At 66.5% G+C, this 14,844-nt stretch carries 14 protein-coding genes; 2 read left to right on the top strand and 12 right to left on the bottom strand.

What is annotated here, in order from left to right:
* Positions 1 to 22: 22 nt before the first annotated feature.
* Positions 23 to 553, bottom strand: coding sequence for a YceD family protein (locus RM463_RS05870; RefSeq protein WP_195687915.1), 531 nt, complete (start codon positions 551 to 553; stop codon positions 23 to 25).
* A gap of 104 nt (positions 554 to 657) precedes the next feature.
* On the opposite strand from RM463_RS05870, the gene RM463_RS05865 reads away from it, so the two are divergent.
* Positions 658 to 1,245 (top strand): Maf family protein, encoded by a 588-nt coding sequence (locus tag RM463_RS05865; protein ID WP_311429340.1) that lies wholly within the window; start codon positions 658 to 660, stop codon positions 1,243 to 1,245.
* Positions 1,246 to 1,490: 245 nt separating this feature from the next.
* Here RM463_RS05865 and sppA read toward each other — a convergent pair whose 3' ends face one another.
* From sppA to RM463_RS05850, 3 genes are read right to left on the bottom strand one after another with little or no spacing between them, the layout of a single operon-like run.
* Positions 1,491 to 2,591 (bottom strand): signal peptide peptidase SppA, encoded by a 1,101-nt coding sequence (sppA, locus tag RM463_RS05860; protein WP_311429339.1) that lies wholly within the window; start codon positions 2,589 to 2,591, stop codon positions 1,491 to 1,493.
* Positions 2,592 to 2,594: 3 nt separating this feature from the next.
* Positions 2,595 to 3,248 (bottom strand): HAD-IA family hydrolase, encoded by a 654-nt coding sequence (locus RM463_RS05855; RefSeq protein WP_311429338.1) that lies wholly within the window; start codon positions 3,246 to 3,248, stop codon positions 2,595 to 2,597.
* A 9-nt stretch (positions 3,249 to 3,257) separates the two neighbouring features.
* The gene (locus RM463_RS05850) at positions 3,258 to 4,205 is read right to left on the bottom strand and encodes an RluA family pseudouridine synthase (protein ID WP_311429337.1); all 948 of its coding nucleotides are present in this window, start codon (positions 4,203 to 4,205) and stop codon (positions 3,258 to 3,260) included.
* A gap of 569 nt (positions 4,206 to 4,774) precedes the next feature.
* Between RM463_RS05850 and rne the strand changes: the two genes are divergently transcribed.
* A complete protein-coding gene (gene rne / locus RM463_RS05845) occupies positions 4,775 to 8,149 on the top strand; it encodes a ribonuclease E (protein ID WP_311429336.1) in 3,375 nt (1,124 codons plus the stop codon).
* An 81-nt stretch (positions 8,150 to 8,230) separates the two neighbouring features.
* On the opposite strand, the gene murB is transcribed toward rne, so the two are convergent.
* The 8 genes from murB to RM463_RS05805 form a co-directional block, all read right to left on the bottom strand.
* Positions 8,231 to 9,241 (bottom strand): UDP-N-acetylmuramate dehydrogenase, encoded by a 1,011-nt coding sequence (murB, locus tag RM463_RS05840; protein WP_311429335.1) that lies wholly within the window; start codon positions 9,239 to 9,241, stop codon positions 8,231 to 8,233.
* Positions 9,241 to 9,717, bottom strand: a complete 477-nt coding sequence (locus RM463_RS05835) for a low molecular weight protein-tyrosine-phosphatase (RefSeq protein WP_311429334.1) — start codon at positions 9,715 to 9,717, stop codon at positions 9,241 to 9,243. The genes murB and RM463_RS05835 overlap by 1 nt, the downstream gene beginning before the upstream one ends.
* Positions 9,717 to 10,565, bottom strand: a complete 849-nt coding sequence (gene kdsB / locus RM463_RS05830) for a 3-deoxy-manno-octulosonate cytidylyltransferase (RefSeq protein ID WP_311429333.1) — start codon at positions 10,563 to 10,565, stop codon at positions 9,717 to 9,719. The genes RM463_RS05835 and kdsB overlap by 1 nt, the downstream gene beginning before the upstream one ends.
* Positions 10,565 to 10,774, bottom strand: coding sequence for a Trm112 family protein (locus tag RM463_RS05825; protein WP_132044865.1), 210 nt, complete (start codon positions 10,772 to 10,774; stop codon positions 10,565 to 10,567). The genes kdsB and RM463_RS05825 overlap by 1 nt, the downstream gene beginning before the upstream one ends.
* 11 nt (positions 10,775 to 10,785) lie before the next feature.
* On the bottom strand, positions 10,786 to 11,853 hold the full coding sequence (gene lpxK, locus RM463_RS05820; RefSeq protein WP_311429332.1) for a tetraacyldisaccharide 4'-kinase: 1,068 nt from the start codon (positions 11,851 to 11,853) through the stop codon (positions 10,786 to 10,788).
* Positions 11,854 to 11,929: 76 nt separating this feature from the next.
* On the bottom strand, positions 11,930 to 13,690 hold the full coding sequence (msbA, locus tag RM463_RS05815) for a lipid A export permease/ATP-binding protein MsbA (RefSeq protein WP_311429331.1): 1,761 nt from the start codon (positions 13,688 to 13,690) through the stop codon (positions 11,930 to 11,932).
* Entirely contained in the window at positions 13,687 to 14,124 is a 438-nt protein-coding gene (locus RM463_RS05810; RefSeq protein WP_311429330.1) for a biopolymer transporter ExbD, read from the bottom strand. The genes msbA and RM463_RS05810 overlap by 4 nt, the downstream gene beginning before the upstream one ends.
* Positions 14,121 to 14,819 carry a MotA/TolQ/ExbB proton channel family protein gene (locus tag RM463_RS05805; RefSeq protein WP_311429329.1) on the bottom strand — a complete coding sequence of 233 codons (699 nt, stop codon included), beginning with the start codon at positions 14,817 to 14,819 and terminating at the stop codon, positions 14,121 to 14,123. Before RM463_RS05805 ends, RM463_RS05810 begins: the two co-directional genes overlap by 4 nt.
* Between the last annotated feature and the right edge of the window lie 25 nt (positions 14,820 to 14,844).

Below are 14,844 nucleotides of genomic sequence, written 5' to 3'. Positions count from 1 at the left end.
TCCAGAGTGAATCGATGATGAATCAGTGTTTTTTGCCCTTGAGATGCCGAAGCACATCGAAGGGGCTGGCTGCGGGCTCGCGGGATGCCGCGACATCCTCCCCGCTGGTCAGCTGGTCGCGTGAGACCGCACAGTCGGCCTCATCGTGGTAAACCGCCTGAGGAAGGCTGAGGATCAACTCATCCTCGACCATCGTCAGCAGGTTCAGCTGTTCGTCTTCCACCAGTACCGGCTCGTGGGTGCTGGGCAACTCGGCGGCCAGGGCGTCGCTGGAGACCATGCCGAGCAGAAACTCGCTCTCGACCTCCTGAGCCATGGGACGCAGACAACGCCGACAGGGCAGCTGCAGCGTCGCACGCAGACGGCCATGAATCTCGTGGCGCCGCTGGGGATCGATGGTGAAATCCAGCCACACCTCGACATCACCCTGCTGCGGACCGACCGCTTCGGTCAATCGCGTGAAGGCGTCCAGGGCCATCAGCCCTTCCATATGCTCGGCACGGGCGGCGAGCTTATAGGGCTCAACCCTGCCAGGGAGTCGTGTGGTCAACATAGGCGCGCAATGATAGGCACTCCCTCTGCCCCTGTCAAAGCCGCCGACGCACACACCGGGCCGCGTGATACCCTGTGCCTCCATCAATAACCTGGAGCCCCCACATGCCACGCCTCGTTCTCGCCTCCGGGTCACGCTGGCGGCGCCAGCTTCTCGACCGCCTGGAACTTCCCTATGCCTGGCAGAGCCCCGACATCGACGAGACACCCCGCCCCGGCGAGTCGCCCAGCGCCCTGGTACACCGACTGGCACTCGGCAAGGCGCAACAGCTCGCAGACGAGTGGCCCGACCACCTGATCATCGGCTCCGACCAGGTGGCGCAGTTCGATGGCGAGGCCCTCGGCAAGCCAGCCGACACGACCGCCGCCCGCCAGCAGCTGGCGCGCTTCTCGGGCAACCGGGTGCGCTTTCTCACCGGCCTGGCGCTGCTGGATATCCGCAGCGGCCGCCATCGCGTCTGTCACGAGACCTACGATGTGGTGTTTCGCACGCTGACCGACAACGAGATCGCCCACTATATCGAACGGGAGCAGCCACTGGATTGCGCCGGAAGCTTTCGCATGGAGGGCCTGGGCATCACCCTGTTCGAGCGACTCGAGGGCGACGACCCCAACACCCTGATCGGGCTGCCGCTGATCCGCCTCTGCGCGCTGCTGCGCGAGGCGGGCCTGGATCCGTTAGGCGAGCCGTAGGAGCGCGATTTATCGCGCGATTGAAGAGCCCTCGCCCACAACAACGCGCTGCATCCTGCGAACTGGAGCACCGGCCGGCGGCAATCGCTGGATAAGCAATCGCCGGATAAGCAATCGCCGGATAAGCAATCGCCGGATAAGCAATCGCCGGATAAGCAATCGCCGGATAAATCCGGCTTCTACAACTCCGTGCAAACCCCGGCCAGTTTTTTCTTACAGCGTAAAGCTTATCGCTTACAGCTACTTCAGGGGGCGAGCTGATAGCGCACCGGAGAGTCGGCCCGGGGCAGCCCCAGCCACTCCATGGCCACACGACCAAACTGGCGAGATAGCCGCTCGAAGGGGTCCAGTCGCGGCGTGTAATCATGCAGCCTGCGCTCCTGGAGGCGCTCCCGCGCCAGCGTATCGAGGCTCCCCAGGGAGTCCACCAGCCCCAGCTCCAGCGCCTGCTCGCCACTCCAGACGAGCCCGCTGAACAGGGCGTCATCATCGCCGAGGCGCTCCCCACGCCCCTCGCGCACCGCCGCGATAAACTGCTCGTGGGTGCTGTCCAGCACCGACTGCCAGAACTCGCGCTGCTGTGGGGCCACCTCGGAAAAGGGGTCCAGGAACGCCTTGTTGTCGCCGGCGGTATAGACGCGCCGCTCGACGCCCAGCTGGTCGATCGCCTCCTGAAAGCCGAAGCTGGAATAGATGACCCCGATGGAGCCCACCAGACTCGCCGGTGCAGCGATGATCTCATCGGCACCCGCGGCGATATAGTAGGCACCACTGGCCCCGATATCCTCGATCACCGCGATGATCGGCTTATCGCCTTCGCTGCGCAGTCGCATGACCTCGTCGAAGATCCGCTGGGACTGCACCGGGCTGCCACCGGGGCTGTTGATATGCAGCACCACCGCCGCGCTCGTCTCCGACTCCCAAGCGCGTCTTAGCCCGGCATTGATACGCTCCGCACTGGCGGTGCCATCGGCCTCGATCACGCCCTCTACCTTGACTACGCCCAGGTGCGGGCCATCCGCCCCACCGACCGGGGCAGGACCCGCCAGCAGGCCATAGAGGGTCACCGACAGCGAGGAGGCGATCAGCGCCACGAACAGGAAGCGAAAGAACAGCTTCCAGCGCCGCGAACGGCGCTGCTCCACCAGCACACCGTCTATCCAGCGTCCCATCATCGCCATCTGTTCGAGTCGCTGGCGTTCACGCAGGGTCTCGGCATCCTCTCCGGGCGACACCGCATCCGGATCGCTCGCCTGGCGCCGCGCCCTCGCCTCGTCGCGGCTTAGCTCCGGCCCCTGGGTCCATGGGTCGAGATCTGCATCGTGCTCATTGCGCCTATCGGTCATTGCCTACCCTCCCTGTAGCCAGTCGAATAGCTGGGGCACCGTTTCCGCTGTGAAGGCCGGCCGGCTCGTCGCCAGCCTGACGGGCGCATGCACTCCCCAGGTCACCGCCACACGATCCATGCCGATGGCCCGCGCCATTTCGAGATCATACTCGGTGTCTCCCACCATCACTGCCTCCGTCACCGGTATGGCGAGCTCAGCCAGCAGCTGCTCGAGCATCAGCGGATGGGGCTTGGAGCGGGTCTCGTCGGCCGTGCGGCTGGCATGAAACCAGTGCCCGCTGCTGCTCTCATGGAATACACGATCGAGCCCTCGCCGGCTCTTTCCGGTGGCCACCGCCAGGCGCTGACCGGGCCGGACATGCAGCTCGGACAGCCCGCCCTTCACATCGGGAAAAAAGTTCATGGGCGTGTCATTGCCCTCCACAAAGTGCCAGGCATAACGACTGCGCAGCAGCTCGGCCCGCTCGGGATCGATCCCCGGGCACAGGGTGGCGATGGCCTCGGGAAGCCCCAGGCCGATGATATCGCGGATGGCACCCTCTTCCAGATGTCCCCACCCTGCATCATGGGACGCCGCCTGCATGCAGGCGACGATTCGCGCCACGGAGTCCATCAGGGTTCCATCCCAGTCGAAGATCACCAGTCGATAGCGCATGTCGTCTCCTCAGTTACCCTGGCGTGCGTGGCCCAGCACCGCCTCGAGATCATCGGGAAGCGGCGCGCGAATCCGCACCTCGCGACCGCTGGTCGGCTCGGGAAAGGCCAGCGACTCGGCGTGCAGAAAGAGCCGTGAGAGGCCCAGCCGGGCGGCGAGCTGCTGGCTCTCGCGGGCGCCATACTTGTCGTCGCCCAGCAACGGGTGCCCGGCGTGGGCCGCGTGCACACGGATCTGGTGGGTGCGGCCGGTAACCGGCTCGGCCTCAAGCAACGTTACCTTCGGCAGCGCCTCACGCACCGCGAAGCGCGTGCGAGCCACCTTGCCCTCGGCATCGACACGCACCCGGCGCTCACCGTTGGCCAGGGTGTAACGATCCAGGCGAGCCGCCACGAAGTCGCGGCGCACGGGCCAGCGCCCCGCCACCAGCGCCAGGTAACGCTTGTCCATCTGCTGCTGCTTGAGTGAGGCATTGAGCGCCAGCAACGCCGGACGCGACTTGGCCAGCAGCAAACAGCCCGAGGTATCGCGATCCAGCCGATGCACCAGCTCCAGGAAGTCGAGATCCTCGCGCACCTGACGCAACGCCTCGATCAACCCGATCTTGACGCCGCTGCCACCGTGAACGGCCAATCCCGACGGCTTGTTGATCACCAACCAGTCGCCCCCCTCCACCAGCACGCTGCCTGCCAGCAGGTTGCGCAGGTTGTCACTCACCTCACGCACCGCCTCCCGGGGGGTCAGCTTCAATGGCGGAATCCGCACCAGGTCCCCCGTCGCCAGCCGGGTGCCGGGCTTGACGCGCTTCTTGTTCACGCGCACCTCACCCTTGCGCACGATGCGATAGATCAGTGCCCGCGGCGCTCCCTTGATACGCGTCATCAGGAAGTTGTCGACCCGCTGGCCGTCCTGCCCTTCCGTTACCTCAACCCACTGTACGTCGCGCCCTTCGGCCATGCCGAGACTCCACTGCTCAGAACCTGCGAAAGGCGCATTCTAACGCAGTGTTCGCCCCGCCGCGCCAATTGCTGCTTATAGCGCTTGCTGTTATATTGCGGAATCGCTCCAATGGGCAAAATCGTGCCCCACAGCGCCTGCCCGACAGACACGCAGGCCGGAGCGAGACATCAGGCCGCGACGGCGCCAGTGCGTCTCGCCGCCGGTTGCAAGAATGCAATAGACAAGTGATATCGCGATAACCGCGCCACGCCCGTATCCCCCACCGCGTCCTCAGTCACGGAGCGGCGGCAGGCCACGGGACACGTTCAACAGCGTGCCGGAGGCCGGCGTTGGCGAATCGATGAATGCCAGGTGTTGGCGGTGACCGCAGGGCCGGATGGGTGACACCCACCGAGACACGTTCTGCCCCCGCCCCGTACTCAACAGGCTCATGCCGCGGCGCTGCCCCATCGGGAGCGACGCGGTCGGACGCAGCTGCGCATCCGCGACATGCGCTGAGCACAGGCACGCAGCACACAGCGGTTCGCCACGTCGCGCTCGCCGGCACTTTATCAGTGCGAGTCAACATGAAACGGATGCTCATCAATGCGACCCAGCCCGAAGAGCTGCGCGTCGCGCTGGTCGATGGACAACGCCTCTACGACCTGGATATCGAGTCCGGCGCCCGAGAACAGAAGAAAGCCAACATCTATCGCGGCAAGATCACCCGCATAGAACCCTCCCTCGAAGCCGCCTTCGTCGACTTTGGCGCCGACCGCCACGGCTTCCTGCCCCTCAAGGAGGTCTCCCGCGACTACTTCGTCAAGGACCCGGACGGGCGTCCCAGCATCAAGGAGGTGCTGAAGGAAGGCCAGGAGGTGATCGTCCAGGTCGACAAGGAGGAGCGTGGCAACAAGGGCGCGGCCCTGACCACCTTCATCTCCCTGGCCGGACGCTTCCTGGTGCTGATGCCCAACAACCCCAAGGCCGGCGGGATCTCGCGCCGTATCGAGGGCGAGGAGCGCAGCCAGCTCAAGGAGGCCATGAACCAGCTCAGCGTGCCGGACCGCATGGGCCTGATCGTGCGCACCGCCGGTATCGGCCGTAGCCCCGAGGAGCTGCAGTGGGACCTGGACTACCTGGTACAGGTGTGGGAATCGATCACCACCGAGGCCAGCAAGCGCTCCGCTCCCTTCCTGATCTACCGTGAATCCAATGTCATCATCCGCGCCATGCGCGACTACCTGCGCCAGGATATCGGCGAGGTGCTGATCGACAGCCCCGCGGTGCACGAGGAAGCCCTCGCCTTCATTCGTCAGGTGATGCCCTCCTACCAGCAGAAGATCAAGCTCTACGTCGACGAGGTGCCGCTGTTCTCGCGCTTCCAGATCGAGTCACAGATCGAGACCGCCTACGAGTGCGAGGTCAAGCTGCCCTCCGGTGGCTCCATCGTCATCGACCATACCGAGGCACTGGTCTCCATCGACATCAACTCCGCGCGGGCGACTCGCGGCAGCGATATCGAGGAGACCGCCCTGCAGACCAACCTGGAGGCGGCCGACGAGACCGCTCGCCAGCTTCGCCTGCGTGATATCGGTGGCCTGGTGGTGATCGACTTCATCGATATGAGCCCTGCGCGCAACCAGCGTGAAGTCGAGAATCGCATGCGCGATGCCCTCAAGCTCGATCGTGCCCGGGTACAGATCGGCCGCATCTCGCGCTTCGGCCTGATGGAGATGTCGCGTCAGCGTCTGCGCCCCTCGCTGGGAGAAACCAGCGGCGTGGTCTGTCCGCGCTGCAAGGGCCAGGGAACGATTCGTGACGTGCGCTCCATCTCGCTCTCCATCATGCGCCTCATCGAAGAGGAGGCGATGAAGGAGCGTAGCGCCCAGATCCGCGCCATCCTGCCGGTACCGGTGGCCACCTACCTGCTCAACGAGAAGCGCAGGGTGCTGGCCGACATCGAACGCCGCCAGGATGTCCGCGTTGTCCTGCTGCCCAGCCCAGACATGGACACGCCACACTACGACGTCCAGCGCCTGCGCGACGACCATGTCGAGGAGGACGGCAGCAAGAAGTCCAGCTTCGAGCTCTCCCTGGAGACCGATGTCGGCAAGGAGCCCGAGGCCTCCTTCGGCAAGCCGGCACAGCGTGCCGAAGCTGCCGTCAAGACCGTGATACACCACGAACCGGCACCCGCCTCACTGCAGCAGGAGCCCCCGGCGGCACAGAAGGAGGCTCCCGTCTCCCGCAAGGCCAGTGCTCCCGCTCGCAGCACCCCACCGGTAAGCGTGGAGCCCCAGGGTGGCGTGTTCGGCCGCCTGGTCAAGGGCTTGAGCAAGCTATTGGGGGGCGACGAGGTCCCATCGAGCGATGCCTCCAGCAGCAAGCCGAGCAGCGGCACCCGCCCCTCGGGCAGTGACAAGGGCGAGCGCAAGACTGACAGTCGCGAAGAAGAGCGTAGCGGACGCAACAATCGTCAGCGTCGCCAGCGCAACGACGAGCGGCGTGGTGCATCACGTCAGGAGAGCGACCGGAACGACCGCAAGGCGAGCGACAGCGACAACTCCGACAACTCCGACAACCGCAACAATCGCGGGAACCGCGGCCGGAATCGCCAGGAGAGCAATCGTCAGGAGGATCGCCGTCAGCAGGAGAGCACCAAGGGCCGCCAGCAGGATGGCGCCAAGGGACGCGATGACAACCGCCGCCAGAACAATGGTGAAAAGCGCGACCCGCGTGCGGCCCAGAAGCCGGCCGAGGCTCGTAAGCAAGGCGAGGCTCAGAAGTCGGCCGAAAAGCAGCAGTCGGCCGAGACTGGCGCGCAGGCACCGGTGGATGATGGCAAGCCCAAGCGCACCCGCAACAATCCGCGCAAGCGTAGCCGTCAGCATGCCATCAGCCCCAAGGCGCTAGAGGAGCAACAGCGCCTGCAGGCCGAGGCCGCCAAGGCCGAGGAAGCCAATCCGGCCACCACCGAAGCCGAGGCCCAGCCGACCGCCCAGGGCAAGCCTAGCAACAAGGCCGACACCAAGCCGGTAGAAGCCGAGCCGGTAGCACCCAAGCAGCCGGCCGCCGAGGCAGCGAGCGACAACAAGCCCGCTGAGAGCAAGCCTGCCGAGAAGCCGAACGCCAAGGCCGACACCAAGCCGGCAGAAGCCAAGCAGCCGGCCGCCGAGACAGCGAGCGACAGCCAGCCGGCCAAGAGCCAGCCTGCCGAGAAGCCGAACGCCAAGGCCGACGCCAAGCCGGCAGAAGCCGAGCAGCCGGCCGCCGAGGCAGCGGGCGACAGCCAGCCGGCCAGGAGCCAGCCTGCCGAGACGCCAAGCGCCAAGGCCAACACAAAGCCGGCAGAGGCCAAGCAGCCGGCCGCCGAGGCAACGGGCGACAGCCAGCCGGCCAAGAACCAGCCTGCCGAGGCGCAGCCCGCCAAGGCCGACGCCAAGCCGGCAGAAGCCGAGCAGCCGGCCACCGAGGCAGCGGGCGACAGCCAGTCGGCCAAGAGCCAGCCTGCCGAGACGCCAAGCGCCAAGGCCGACCCCAAGCCGGCAGAAGCCGAGCCGGTAGCAGCCAAGCAGCCGACCGCCGAGGCAGCGAGCGACAGCCAGCCTGCCGAGGCGCAGCCCGCCAAGGCCGACACCAAGCCGGCAGAGGCCGAGCCGGTAGTACCCAAGCAGCCGGCCGCCAAGGCAACGGGCGACAGCCAGCCGGCCAAGAGCCAGCCTGCCGAGAAGCCGAACGCCAAGGCCGACACTGAGCCGGCTAAGAAGGAGCCCGCCAAGGCCGACGCCAAGCCGCTAGAAGCCAAGCAGCCTGCCGCCGAGGCGAAGCCCGCAGCCGAGGCCAAGGAGAGTGCAGCAGCCGATCGTCCCAGCCGCCGTCGTCGCCGTGCCCACAATGACCCGCGCGAGATCCGGCGTCGCGAGCAGGAGGCCAAGTCTCAGGAGGGCAAGCAGGGCTAGCCGCCTAACCCCAGGCCTGACGAACAGCGCCCGCAGCCTTTGGCTGCGGGCGCTGTCGTTTATTCGGCTTGAGACGAAGGCTCAGCCGGCCAGACGCGGCTCACGCTGGAGCTCGACACCGAACCGCTCGCGAACGCTACCCGCCACCCGGGCCGCGAAGTCGAGCAGTTCTCGAGCGCTGCCACCACCGAAGTGGACCAGCACCAGCGCCTGGCGCTGGTGAACGCCGAAATGGCCATCGCGCCACCCCTTGAGACCACAGCGATCGATCAACCAGCCGGCGGCCAGCTTGACCCGGCCATCCGGCTGAGGAAAATGTGGCATCTCGGGGTATTCGCCCAGCAGGCGCTCGGCTTTCTCGGCCGCTACCCGGGGATTCTTGAAGAAGCTGCCGGCATTGCACAGCTCTGCGGGGTCGGGCAGCTTTTCGCTGCGAATGGCACACACCGCCTCGGCCACTTCCTGAGGCGAGGGCGCTACCCCGACACGGCTCGACAGGTCACCATAGCCCAGGCGAGGCTCTGCCTGACGCGACAGGCGCATCACCAGGCGCGTGATCACCACCCGCCCTGCCAGCGCGCCCTTGAAGATGCTCTCACGGTAGCCAAACTCGCACGCCTCGGGGGAAAGCCAGGTCAGGCTGCCATCCGCCAGATGAAGCACTTCCACGGCCTCGAGCACATCGGCCAGCTCGACCCCGTAGGCACCGATGTTCTGGATCGGTGCGGCGCCACAGTGACCGGGAATCAACGCCAGGTTCTCGATGCCCCATAGGCCACGAGCGGCCAGCGCCATCACCAGCCGATGCCAGTTGACGCCGGCCTCGGCATGGATTCGCACGCGCCCATCGCCCTCCTCCTCCTGCCACCAGTCGGCCATGGCAGGCTGCACCACCAGGCCCGGCAGGTGCTCGGGCAGGATCAGATTGCTCCCCCCACCCAGCAACGTCACCGGCCAACCCTGCTCACGCGCCCCGGCCAGCGCGCCCCTGAGCGCCTCGACGCTGTCGGGTGCCACGAAGCGCTCGGCGATACAGGGCAGCCCCAGCGTATTGGCATGGCTAAGATCCCATTGCCTCCTGATGGTCGACATCAAGGGCGTGACTCCAGGCGCGCAACGATGTCTTCGAGCAAGCCATCGGCGGCGCGCTCGATCAGATCAAGCACCTCCTCGAAGCCATCCTCGCCGCCGTAGTAGGGGTCCGGGACGGCAACATTCGGATGACCCGCAAACTCGAGGAAGAGCCCCATATGAGCTTCGAGTCCCTCGGGCGCCTGCTCACGCATGGCTCGCAGATTGTCATGGTCCATGGCCAGCAGATAGTCGAAGGCGTGGAAATCGTCGCCCTTCAGCTGCCGGGCACGCAGTGAGGAGAGGTCGATGCCGCGTCTTGCCGCCGCCTCTTGCGACCGGGAGTCCGGCGCCTTGCCCTCGTGCCAGGAGGCGATGCCACAGGAGTCGACGTCGACACGCTGGTCCAGGCCCTGAGCCTCTAGCTGGCGCCGAAACACCCCTTCGGCGGTAGGCGAACGACAGATATTGCCCAGACAAACGAACAGGACGCGCATCAGACTCCTCCTTGGGGTTTTTCCTGCTCCAGCAATGCCCGTACCCGGGCTAGATCCTCTGCGGTATCGACACCGGCAGGGTGGGATTCACGGGCCAGCGCCACCTGGATGGCATGCCCATGATGTAGTGCTCGCAGCTGCTCCAGCTGCTCGAGACGCTCCAGAGGCGACGGTAACCAGTTACCATACTCGGCGAGGAAGGCGGCCCGGTAGGCATAGAGGCCAATATGGCGCAGCCAGGCGTCACCCTCTAGCGCCCCGGCCCCCCCCGCGATGGCCTCGCCCCCCTCGGATTTCCCACCCCAAAACTCCCTATCCCAGGACTCTCGATCCCATGGGATGGGAGCGCGCGAGAAGTAGAGCGCTCGACCATCCTGGCCATGCACCACCTTCACCACATTGGGGTTGAACAGGACCGCCGCCTCGGTGATCGGCTCGGCCAGCGTGGCGATCGAGGCACCCGGATCATCGAACAGCCGTTCGGCGACCTGGTCGATCAATGCCGGCGGGATCAGCGGCTCATCGCCCTGAACATTGACCAGCACGGCATCCCCATCGAGCCGCAGCTGCTCGGCCACCTCGGCAAGCCGGTCGGTACCTGAGGGGTGGTCCGCCCGCGTCATCACCACCTCCGCACCCAGCGGCGCCATGGCCTGGGCGATGCGCGGATCGTCGGTCGCCACCACGACCCGGCTGGCACTACTCTCACAGGCACGCCGCCAGACATGCACGACCATCGGTTCGCCCGCGATCTCGGCCAGCGGCTTGCCGGGCAGTCGTGACGAGGCAAAGCGTGCCGGAATGACCGCAATGAACTCCCGGTCAGCCTTGCTCCTGGCCTCGGCCATCAGCGCTCCCCCGTGCGTCCGGGAGAGTCATGCAGCTTCTCGTCGACGGAGAGCTGTCGCGCCTCCTCGGGCAGCATGACCGGAATGCCGTCGCGGACCGGATAGGCCAGGCCATCATAGAGGCAGTGCAGCTCCTCCTCCTCGCGACGATACTTGAGCTTACCCTTGCACATCGGGCAGACCAGCAAAGCCAGCAGCTCCTTGTCCATCGTTTTCCCCTTCACTGTTGTGGCGAGCCGACATCGGCTCGTCTCGCGAATTCGTGGCGCCCCGGCTGCCGGGGCGGCATGGCAGCCGCACCGGCCAGCCAGGCGTCGAACCAGTCCACGAAGCCTGGTTCGGGCAAGGCCTCGACCTCCAGCACCCAGCTGTCATCGGGCGCCAGGTCACGGCACTTGACGGCATCCTTGGCGGTCATCGCCAGCGGGCGGCCATCCTCGAAATGGAGTTCATCGGCGCGGAAGAGATGATGATCGCCGAACGGGTGCGGGATCACCTCGACGCCAAGCCCCCTGAGGGTGTCGAAGAAACGCGCCGGCCGACCGATGCCGGCCACCGCATGGACCGGCCCCGCAAAGGGCGTCTCATCGATGGGGTAGCGCCTGCCATCGGCGAGGCGGCGCCAGCCGGATGGCACCAGCGTCATGCGCCGGCCATCCAGGGGCAACGCTACCCGAGGGTCGCCATTGACCAGCATCGCATCGATGCTCTCCAGCCGCGACAGCGGCTCGCGCAGCGGCCCCGCCGGCAGGCAGCGACCGTTGCCGAAGCCGCGCACCCCATCCACCACCACCAGCTCCAGATCACGCCCCAGGGCCAGGTGCTGCAGGCCATCATCGCTGACCAGGATGTCGCAGCCGGCCTCGAGCAGGCGTCGGGCACCGCGGGGACGCTCGGGGTCAACGACCACCGGCACCCCGGTCTGGTCGGCCAGCATGCGCGGCTCATCTCCGCAGACGGCGGCGGGGGTCGTTGCTTCGACCAGCTGCGGATACTCAGCCCCTTGCCCGCCATAGCCCCGCGACAGGATACCCGGCCGCCAGCCATGCCCGTTCAGGTGCTCCACCAGCCAGGCCACCAGCGGCGACTTGCCGGTTCCACCCAGGGTCAGGTTGCCCACCACGACCACCGGCACCGGCGCCCGCCAGACCGGCTTGCGACCACTGGCATAGGCGGCGGCACGCCGACGCACCCCCCAGCGATAGAGCATCTCCAGTGGCCTCAGTGCCGCCAGCCAGGCGTCTCCACGGTAGGCGGCCCTGAGCCAGCGCTCGCCAAGCTGGCTCATGCCGGATCGGCCTCCTGAAACTGCAGGCGGTGCAGGGCCGCCACAATGGTCGCCATCGCGCCGTCCTGCAAGATCCTCATATCGGGGCGGCCTCCTGGAACTGCAGGCGGTGCAGAGCAGCATAGGCGCCATCACGCGCCAGCAGTTCGGCATGACTGCCCTGCTCGATGATCTCGCCCTGCTCCATGACCAGGATACGGTCGGCGCGCTCGATGGTGGAGAGACGATGGGCGATCACCAGCGTCGTGCGCCCCTTGCAGACCTCTTCCAGTGCCGCCTGGATATGACGCTCGGACTCGGTATCCAGCGCCGAGGTGGCCTCATCGAGGATCAGCAGCGGCGCATCCTTGAAGATCGCCCGGGCGATGGCCAGCCGTTGACGCTGCCCGCCGGAGAGCATCACGCCGTTGTCACCGACGACCGTTGCATACCCCTGGGGCAGGCGCTCGATAAATTCATGGGCATGGGCAGAGCGGGCCGCCGCCTCGATGGCCGCCGGATCGGGGTTCTCCACCCCATAGGCGATATTCGCGGCGATGCTTGAGTTGAACAGTGTCACCTGCTGGGAGACCAGCGCGATCTGGCGGCGCAGCGGCGCCAGGCGGTACGCATCCAGGGGAACGTCATCGATCAGCACGCGCCCGACACTCGGGCGATAGAAGCGTGGCAGCAGGCCCACCAGAGTCGACTTGCCGCTGCCCGAGCGGCCGACGATCGCCACCATCTCGCCTTCGGCCACCTCGAGATCGATGCCCTTCAGCACCTCCGGCTGCCCCTCGGCGTAGCGAAAGGATACCCCCTCCAGCGTGACTCGACCGGCAAGCCTTGCGGGCTCATGGGTCCCCTCGTCGGGCTCGGCCGGCTCCTCGAGCAGGCCGAACAGCTCCGACGAGGCGGCCAGGCCCTTCTGGATCTCGCTGTTGACCTCGGTGAGCTGTCTCACCGGCTTGGCCATCAGCGAGGCGGCGGTAATGAAGGCCACGAACTCGCCGGCGGTCATGTTGGCCATCAGCGCCGGCGACATGGCCAGCCACACCAGCACCGCCAGGGCCAGGGCCACCAGCAGCTGGATCACCGGGGTGCTGACCGCCTTGGTCAGCGCCTCCTTGAGGCTCTGCTGGCGATTGTAGTCACTCACCTTGGCGAAGCGGGCCTTCTCATAGGCCTCGGCGCCATGGGTACGCACCACCCGGTAGCCCGAGAGCGCCTCTGACGCCACATGGGTCACCTCGCCCATGGAGGCCTGGATACGCCCCGAGAGGCGCCGGAAGCGCTTGCTGGTATAGCTCACCACCCCGCCGATCAAGGGCGTCACTGCCAGAAACAGCAGGGTCAGCATCCAGTTGGTCCACAGCAGGTAGATGACCAGGCCGATCACGAAGAGTCCCTCGCGAAGCAGTATGGTCACCGCCTTGGTGGCCGCGCCGGTGACCTGCTCGACGTGGTAGGTCACCCGCGAGATCAGGTGGCCGCTGGAGTGGCTATCGAAGAAGCGCCCCGGCAGGTGCAGCATGTGATTGAAGACATTGCAGCGCAACACATGCACGACGTTGCGTGCCACATTGCTCATGAAGTAGGTGCCGAGGAAGGTCCCCAGCCCACGCGCGGCAAACATCCCCACCACGAACAGCGGCAGGAACAGCCGAAAGGCGGCGTCGGGCTCCTGAATCCCGTCGATCAGGCGCTTCATCATCTCCGCCAGGGCGGTACTGGAGGCAGCATAGATGGCGTAGCCGAAGATGGCCAGGGCAAAGGAGCGCCAGTAGGGGCGCACATAGCGCAGCAGACGGCGATAGAGTGACAGGCTCGACTGCTGGGAAGCGTGTTGAGAAGTCACGGTGTCTCCGCTGGTCTGGGTGAGGTGTTGTGCGCTGCACGCTCCGTGGTGGCGATACGTACGCGCTGAATACCGTTCAGGCCAGCCTGGTCGAGGGCTCGCACCACGTCGGCATGGCGGGCCTGGGCATCCGCCTCTATCACCAGGCCATGCTCGCGTCCCTGATCCGCCTCGTCGGCCAGGGCCGCCCCCAGGGAGTCGGCGTTCAGGTCGCGCGCGCCCAGCCGATAGTCCCCCTCGGCGGTGACCACCAGCGTCAACGGCGAAGGCTCGGCGGCACTGCCGGAGAGCGACTCCGGCAGGGTGAGCTCGAGCGCCTGGCGCGTCTCGAAGGTCGTCGATACCATGAAGAAGATGAGCAGCAGGAACACCACATCGATCAGTGGGGTGAGGTTCACCTCCACCGGGTCACGCCGTCGTCGCGGAAACCTCACGGGTGCCTCACCTCTGGCGCCAGGCGACCATCGGCCTCCACGCGCTCGGCATCGCGGGTCGGGGTCTGGCCTTCGGCCAGGCTGATGGCGCCGCCATGGTGGGCCAGGAACTCCACCACCTGGCCGGCCTGCTCCTCCATGCGTACGGTGATGTCCTCGACCCGGCGCTGGAAGTAGCGGTGAAACATCAGCGCGGGGATCGCCACGGTAAGGCCCGCGGCGGTGGTCACCAGCGCCTGGGAGATGCCACCGGCCAGATCGGCGGTACGACTCGCCCCATCACCCGCGACGATCACCGCAAAGACCTCGATCATGCCGACCACGGTACCGAGCAGGCCGATCAACGGAGCGATGGCCGCGATGGTACCCAGCGGGTTGAGGAAACGCTCCATATCGTGAATCACCGCGGTGGCGGCCTCGGTCAGTCGCGACCTGACCTGCTCATGGCCGAGTCCGGCGTTGCGCAGGCCGGCGGCAAGCACGCCGCCCAGGGGTGAGTGACTCTCCAGCCAGTAGAGGTTGACCTGGCCACGGGTAATCAGGCTGCACACCTCCTGGCCCAGCCCATGCGGGGCGATGCGCCCGGCGCGCAGGGTCCACAGACGCTCGATGATGATGACCGTGGCCAGCAACGAGCAACCCAGCAGCGGCAGCATCAGCCAGCCCCCGGCGATCAGGGCCTCCATCATGTCCATGCGCACATCCTCTCCGGTAGCCGCG

This window comes from Halomonas sp. LES1, assembly GCF_031846005.1.
GTDB lineage: Bacteria > Pseudomonadota > Gammaproteobacteria > Pseudomonadales > Halomonadaceae > Halomonas.
Note: the sequence above shows the minus strand (reverse complement) of the source record. Positions and strands in the feature narration are given on the sequence as shown.

Bases quoted from the DNA above. Each gene is read 5' to 3' on its own strand.
- RM463_RS05870 (WP_195687915.1), bottom strand. From the start codon at position 553: ATGTTGACCACACGACTCCCTGGCAGGGTTGAGCCCTATAAGCTCGCC.
- RM463_RS05865 (WP_311429340.1), top strand. From the start codon at position 658: ATGCCACGCCTCGTTCTCGCCTCCGGGTCACGCTGGCGGCGCCAGCTT.
- sppA (WP_311429339.1), bottom strand. From the start codon at position 2,591: ATGACCGATAGGCGCAATGAGCACGATGCAGATCTCGACCCATGGACC.
- RM463_RS05855 (WP_311429338.1), bottom strand. From the start codon at position 3,248: ATGCGCTATCGACTGGTGATCTTCGACTGGGATGGAACCCTGATGGAC.
- RM463_RS05850 (WP_311429337.1), bottom strand. From the start codon at position 4,205: ATGGCCGAAGGGCGCGACGTACAGTGGGTTGAGGTAACGGAAGGGCAG.
- rne (WP_311429336.1), top strand. From the start codon at position 4,775: ATGAAACGGATGCTCATCAATGCGACCCAGCCCGAAGAGCTGCGCGTC.
- murB (WP_311429335.1), bottom strand. From the start codon at position 9,241: ATGTCGACCATCAGGAGGCAATGGGATCTTAGCCATGCCAATACGCTG.
- RM463_RS05835 (WP_311429334.1), bottom strand. From the start codon at position 9,717: ATGCGCGTCCTGTTCGTTTGTCTGGGCAATATCTGTCGTTCGCCTACC.
- kdsB (WP_311429333.1), bottom strand. From the start codon at position 10,565: ATGGCCGAGGCCAGGAGCAAGGCTGACCGGGAGTTCATTGCGGTCATT.
- RM463_RS05825 (WP_132044865.1), bottom strand. From the start codon at position 10,774: ATGGACAAGGAGCTGCTGGCTTTGCTGGTCTGCCCGATGTGCAAGGGT.
- lpxK (WP_311429332.1), bottom strand. From the start codon at position 11,853: ATGAGCCAGCTTGGCGAGCGCTGGCTCAGGGCCGCCTACCGTGGAGAC.
- RM463_RS05805 (WP_311429329.1), bottom strand. From the start codon at position 14,819: ATGGACATGATGGAGGCCCTGATCGCCGGGGGCTGGCTGATGCTGCCG.